Source organism: Microbacterium sp. ISL-103 (assembly GCF_018613995.1).
Taxonomy (GTDB): domain Bacteria; phylum Actinomycetota; class Actinomycetes; order Actinomycetales; family Microbacteriaceae; genus Microbacterium.
Genome location: NZ_JAGGPD010000416.1, coordinates 1 through 5,295, shown reverse-complemented (window position 1 = coordinate 5,295; position 5,295 = coordinate 1). Strand labels below are relative to the sequence as shown.

Genomic DNA, 5,295 nt, shown 5'->3' with positions numbered 1-5,295 from the left:
TGCCGTGCTCATAGCCGTCGGGCAGTTCTGAAGGGTCACCCTTCTTCCATGCGCGGTCTCGATGGCCATGATGACCATGTACGCAGCGTCGCTCAGAGTGCCTCGAGGGCAGTAGGGGTGGCGCCAGGTACCTCATCTACGACCAGCCATCCTTCCCGTGTGAGGTGAGCGGGTAGGGTCGTCACGTGTCCGAACTTTCCGACGGTGTTGAGCCTGCAACTCGGGATCAACTCATCCGTGCCGCGATCCGGGTCGTCGGGTCGCGCGGACTTCGGGGGTCGACACTTCGCGCAATTGCGTCAGAGGCCGGCCTCACGCATGGGATGATCGTCCATCACTTCGGCACCCGCGACAACCTCATCCGCGCGGCGCTGGAACGTGCCATCACGGTGTCGTTGACGGGCGCTATCGCCGAAGAGGACGGCCAGTCCCCACGCCTCGGCGACCACATCGCGGAGGTTGCAGAAGACGCCGACGGCGTTGTGGCGTTCGAACGGGAACTCCTGAACGAGGCGGCGCGCAACCCCGAGTATCGCCCGTACGCAGTAGCGATGTGGGAGCGATTCGAAAGAGCAATCTCCGGTCAACTGACGCATCGCGGAGTGACGGACCCCACGGCTGTAATCGTGTTCAGTGCGGCCGTCGACGGTCTCCTTCGGCGCCACATGGATCTGCAGGACGATGATTCGTTGGAGAGCGCGTTGACCATGCTGAATGACCTGGCCGACGGTCTCGCCTCTCGGCGCTGAACAGCGGCGAGGACGATTGAGAGCTCTCCGAAGACGGGTCACGGTCGGCGGGCTGGCCCTCCAGCAACCCGCCGACCGCGGTTTCACGCGCTCCGCTCAAGCGCCCGCTTGGGCACGGGCACGTCTGCGCAGCGTGACCGTCACAACGATGACCACGACAACCAGCACCGCTGCAGCGATGAGCAGGATGGCGAGAATCGGAGGCTCGCTCTGCCTCTTCGAGTCTGCGGCGGCCGTGACGATCTCGCCATCGTCACCGCGACTGAACTTGCTGAGGAAGTCCCATGCAATCTGAGCTTCAATGGGCGTTGCTTCGTGGGCAACATTTCGGACCGAAGCGAGCTGCGTGATGGTCTGACCATCTCCACTCTCGTAACTGTTCACCTGGACAGAGACGTTATCGAAGAGAGAGTCCTCCACAATGCTGGTGCTGGTGGGGGCCAGTCCCCAGTTCGCCTCCTGAGACCGGTCGAACTCCCAGTCCTCCTCCACGCCGTTCTGGGCGAACATCGCCGCCAGTCGCGCGTCCAACCAACCGGCCTCGCCATCGCCGCACCTCTCGGAGTCGCAGGAAGTGTGCGGGTACTCCGTCAGCGGGGACTCGTGCCCGGCGAAGTAGATGACAGGGATAGCAGTCTCCGGAATGGCGGTCGCCTCGGGCTCGAACGACCCGCTCATCGGTGCGACTCCAGCGAATCGCTCCGGGTAGGTCTCGCTGAGCGCCCAAGTCTTCACTGACCCCATCGAGAACCCGGTGGCATACACGCGGGAGCCGTCGATGGACGGGAACTTCTCCTCCAGATAGTCGAGGAGCTCGACGATCTCTTCAGGGGTCCTGTCCACGTGCTGGTTGACCGACACAACCATGAACCCCTGTTCTTCGGCGACGTCCACCCACTGCGTGGATTACATCAAGTACTCCGCGTTGTTGCCACCGCCGTGGAACGCCAGAACCAAAGGATGCTTTTCGCTCTCTGCGATGGACTTCGGTTCATAAGCGATCTACTCCAACGGAGCACCGTTGATGACAGGGGCATCGTTCGTCACCGTCGTGCCATCCCCTTCGTAGTCGGCGATCTCATAGATCTCGGTCTGGGTCGCGTTCCAATGAGAGATCGTTCGCTGAAGCACCGCCTCGTAGCCCTTGAGAATCGAGGTTCGGTCGAAGCCCTCGACGACGTGGGAGGCGGCCGTGCCAAACAGGTCGTGTACCCCGTTGAGCGACTTGTACGCTCTCTCGACGCTGGCATCAGCGTTCACGAGATACGCAGGCAGTTCCGCTTCGTTGAATGGGGCGACGGGTAGTGCTTCTGTGTTCGACAGGTAGACAGCGCTCGGCGTCCACAACTGGGACTGCGGGTTGCCTTCGCGGTCAGGAAAGATCGCTGGTACCCCCACGCCAGCAGATACGCTGCGGCTGACGAAGTCGGCTCCCGCACCGTCGGCGAATAGGTAGACGCGCGCGCGTACCCGGGTACTTACACACGGACTCCCCGGTAAGGAAGTCCGGCAGGCATGCCTTGCCTGCTTCGTCATACGCGGGTCCAGTTTCGTCTGCATACCGCTGCAGCAGAGCGGGGAACGCTGCGGTGTCCGCGGGCGACCACGCCTCCTCGGCGGGGGCGAGGACGGCGACGACCCCGTGCTCGTCAGCTGCGATCTCTGCGACGCCCGAGTCTCGTACGAGCGCACCGGCGTCGTCGGGGGTGATCGTCGAGTTTGACAGCACTACGAGGATCCGGGTGGCAGTGGCGCGTGACCCCAGCGATTCGATGTCGGGGATGAAGAAGTGTGCCTGGTTGCCGGACGTGAGCGTCTCCGTCACGACTGTCCCCTGGGTGTCGGCAGAGCTGGCGCCGAAGGCCACCGAAGTGCCGGAGCCTGCTAAGACAATCCCGACCATGAAAGCTGCGGTAGCCGTTGAGATCCTTCGTTCCATCTGAAACCTACTTCGCCGTAGTTACCGATACCTCTGCCGCGGACGCGGATTGCGAGAACTCTATATGTATCAGGTGTTATAAATAAAGCATCGTGATGGAGTCGACCATCAAGGGCTGAAGGTCGGTGCGGTAACGTTCAGACCATGCCCCGCATCGCGACGGCATGTCTGAGCGAGGAGGTTTCGCAGTGCCGCGAATCGTGAATCACGACGCGCGTCGGCAACAGATCGCCCGGACTGCCATGGAGTTGATCGCTGACGAGGGCACCAAGGGTCTGTCGATCCGGTCTGTCGCAGCGCGCCTAGGAGGGTCGATCACCCTCGTCACGCACTACTATCAGTCGCGAAGCGCGCTGCTCCTCGACCTGGTCACTCAACTGTCAGCGACATGGCGCGTTGAGCTCCAGGAACTGCAGTCCCACACTCACTCCCCGGCAGACTCCGTATCGATGCTGTTGAAATGGCTCCTGCCTCTGGATGCCGAAAGTCAGGCAGAGGAGCACGCTCGCATCCAGATCCTCGCGACGAAGGACGAACCCGCGTGCTTGGACGTACTCCTCAGGTTCGACGAGGCCATTCGAGCGGAACTCCGGACGCAGCTGGTCCAACTCGCAGCGGAAGATGATGTCGAATCCACCATCGACGTGCTGCGGGCGACCACTGACGGCATCTCCCTGGCTTACCAGACGAACGCCCTCGCCTGGCCGCCCGAACGCCAGCTCGCGACTCTGAGCATCGCGCTCCGGCGCGTGCTCGACATCGACACGAGCGTGGTGCCTGAGTGGGATGAGCCTGCGGTTCTATCCGTCCATTGAGCGCGTGGGCATTCGCGATCAGGAATCGAACCCGACGCCGAAGAGTCCTGCGAGCTTCAACAGCAGTCCGTCCTTGCCTCCGTTAGCGTCCGACTTCGCAACTGCCCGACGCATCATCTGGATCAGCGGATAGGCGATGGGCTCCGGCGGCACCGGGATAGGCAGGCGTCTCGACATCCGCAGACGTGTTCGCTCAGTGTCAGCTTCTTCGAGGAAGTCGAGCATCGTCTCCGCGCCGAAACGCGTTGCTGCCACACCCAGGCCCGTATACCCGGCGCTGTAAGCAATCCGACGGTTGCGGGTGGCGCCGTGGAAGGCGACCAACTGCGTCGACATGTCGATCATCCCGCCCCACTTGTGGCTGAAGCGGATTCCTTCCAGCTGAGGGAAGGTACTAAAGAAATGGTCGGCGAGCCGTTCGAAGGTTTCAGGTCGCTGGTCTTGAGAATCCCGGATCTTGCGGCCCCGGTGGTACACGGCGTCGTACCCGCCGAACAGGATGCGGTTGTCGGCGGTCTTCCGGTAATAGTGGAACTCGCGGCCGGAGTCGGTGATGCCATGTCGTCCGGTCCATCCGATGGCGTCTAGCTGGGCCTCGCTGAGCGGCTCAGTCATCAGGACGTAGTCGTAAATCGGCACCGTGAAGAGGCGAAGGCGCTTAAGCAGCGACGGGAATCCGTTCGTCGCGAGCGCGACTCGACGTGCCCTCACCTGACCTCGGCGCGTCCGGACGACCGTGAGGTCACCTGCCTTGCGGAACTTCCGGGCGCGAGTGTGCTCGAAAATCTTCACCCCGAGGGTCTCGGCGGTCTCCGCCAACCCCCATGCAAGTTTCGCGGGATGCACGAACGCGTTGCCGTGGTAGTCCAGGCGGCCGGCGCGGAACAAAGGAGAGCGACCATACGCGGCGAGTGAATCCCCTTCCAGGATGTCCTCCCCGGTGTCCTTCATGTCGGCGACCTGGTGCGGCTCGGTAGCGACGGTGAGGGTGGGTTCGAGTTCGAACTCTGCATCGATGTTGTAGCGGTGGATCGTGTCGGACAGGGCGTTGAAGTTCTCCTCTGCCAAGCGGTCCAGGATCGCCATCTCCTTCGCGAAGTGCAGCTCTCCGTTCTCCGGGCCGTGTGTGAGGCTCGCCTCGACAAAGCCACCGTTGCGGCCGCTTGCTGCCCATCCGACGGTGCGGGCCTCCACGAGGACAACCTCCCAGTCCGGGTGACGCTCCTTGGCGATGAGCGCCGTCCACAGACCGGCGTAACCGCCGCCTACGACTGCGAGGTCAGCGGTGATGGTCCCTGTCAGGCGAGAACGAGACTCGGGCCGGGATGAGTCGTCCAGCCAAAACGAGCGAGGTGCGGCATCTGCGACCGCTGCGTGAAGGACGGCGGGGTCGTGCTGCAGTTCGTGTCCGTATGCCGGGGTGTTACTCATGGGATGCCTTCCGGAAGATGGTTTCGTGCCATGGTTTGGCCGCTGCGCCTGTGTGGTCGAAGGCGACGTGCTTGACCACGGTGTATTCGTCAAAGGAGTAAGAGGACATGTCTTTTCCGAAACCGGACTGCCGCACACCCCCGTGTGGCATCTCGCTGACAATCGGGATGTGGTCATTGACCCACACGGCGCCGGCAACGAGGTCGCGGCTGGCCCGCATGGCGCGTGCCAGATCCTTCGTCCACGCGGATGCGGCCAAGCCGTAGATCGAATCATTCGCGAGAGTGAAGGCCTCATCGTCGGAATCGAACGGCGTCACGGTCAAAACGGGGCCGAACACCGCGTCACGGAAGATATCGTC

The 5,295-nt window shown here is 62.7% G+C and carries 6 protein-coding genes; 2 read left to right on the top strand and 4 right to left on the bottom strand.

Annotated features, from left to right (window positions below; genetic code table 11):
* The first annotated feature begins 185 nt into the window (after positions 1-185).
* Positions 186-749: a TetR/AcrR family transcriptional regulator gene (locus J7E68_RS14880; protein ID WP_215173867.1), complete on the top strand. Its 564-nt coding sequence runs from the start codon at positions 186-188 to the stop codon at positions 747-749.
* Positions 750-845: 96 nt separating this feature from the next.
* Here the strand turns inward: J7E68_RS14880 and J7E68_RS14875 are convergent, their stop codons facing one another.
* Both J7E68_RS14875 and J7E68_RS14870 read right to left on the bottom strand, forming a co-directional pair.
* Positions 846-1,643 (bottom strand): alpha/beta hydrolase-fold protein, encoded by a 798-nt coding sequence (locus tag J7E68_RS14875; RefSeq protein WP_215173865.1) that lies wholly within the window; start codon positions 1,641-1,643, stop codon positions 846-848.
* A gap of 108 nt (positions 1,644-1,751) precedes the next feature.
* Positions 1,752-2,147, bottom strand: a complete 396-nt coding sequence (locus tag J7E68_RS14870; RefSeq protein ID WP_215173863.1) for a hypothetical protein — start codon at positions 2,145-2,147, stop codon at positions 1,752-1,754.
* Positions 2,148-2,930: 783 nt separating this feature from the next.
* Between J7E68_RS14870 and J7E68_RS14865 the strand changes: the two genes are divergently transcribed.
* A complete protein-coding gene (locus J7E68_RS14865) occupies positions 2,931-3,503 on the top strand; it encodes a TetR/AcrR family transcriptional regulator (protein WP_215173861.1) in 573 nt (190 codons plus the stop codon).
* A gap of 18 nt (positions 3,504-3,521) precedes the next feature.
* Here J7E68_RS14865 and J7E68_RS14860 read toward each other — a convergent pair whose 3' ends face one another.
* The gene (locus J7E68_RS14860) at positions 3,522-4,934 is read right to left on the bottom strand and encodes an FAD-binding oxidoreductase (RefSeq protein WP_215173869.1); all 1,413 of its coding nucleotides are present in this window, start codon (positions 4,932-4,934) and stop codon (positions 3,522-3,524) included.
* Positions 4,927-5,295 (bottom strand): aldehyde dehydrogenase family protein (locus J7E68_RS14855; RefSeq protein WP_215173859.1); only part of this gene is annotated, 369 nt, incomplete at its 5' end. The genes J7E68_RS14860 and J7E68_RS14855, both read right to left, overlap by 8 nt.

What these genes read in the sequence shown, in the direction of transcription:
- J7E68_RS14865 (WP_215173861.1), top strand. Translation starts at nt 2,931, where the DNA reads ATGGAGTTGATCGCTGACGAGGGCACCAAGGGTCTGTCGATCCGGTCT.
- J7E68_RS14860 (WP_215173869.1), bottom strand. Translation starts at nt 4,934, where the DNA reads ATGAGTAACACCCCGGCATACGGACACGAACTGCAGCACGACCCCGCC.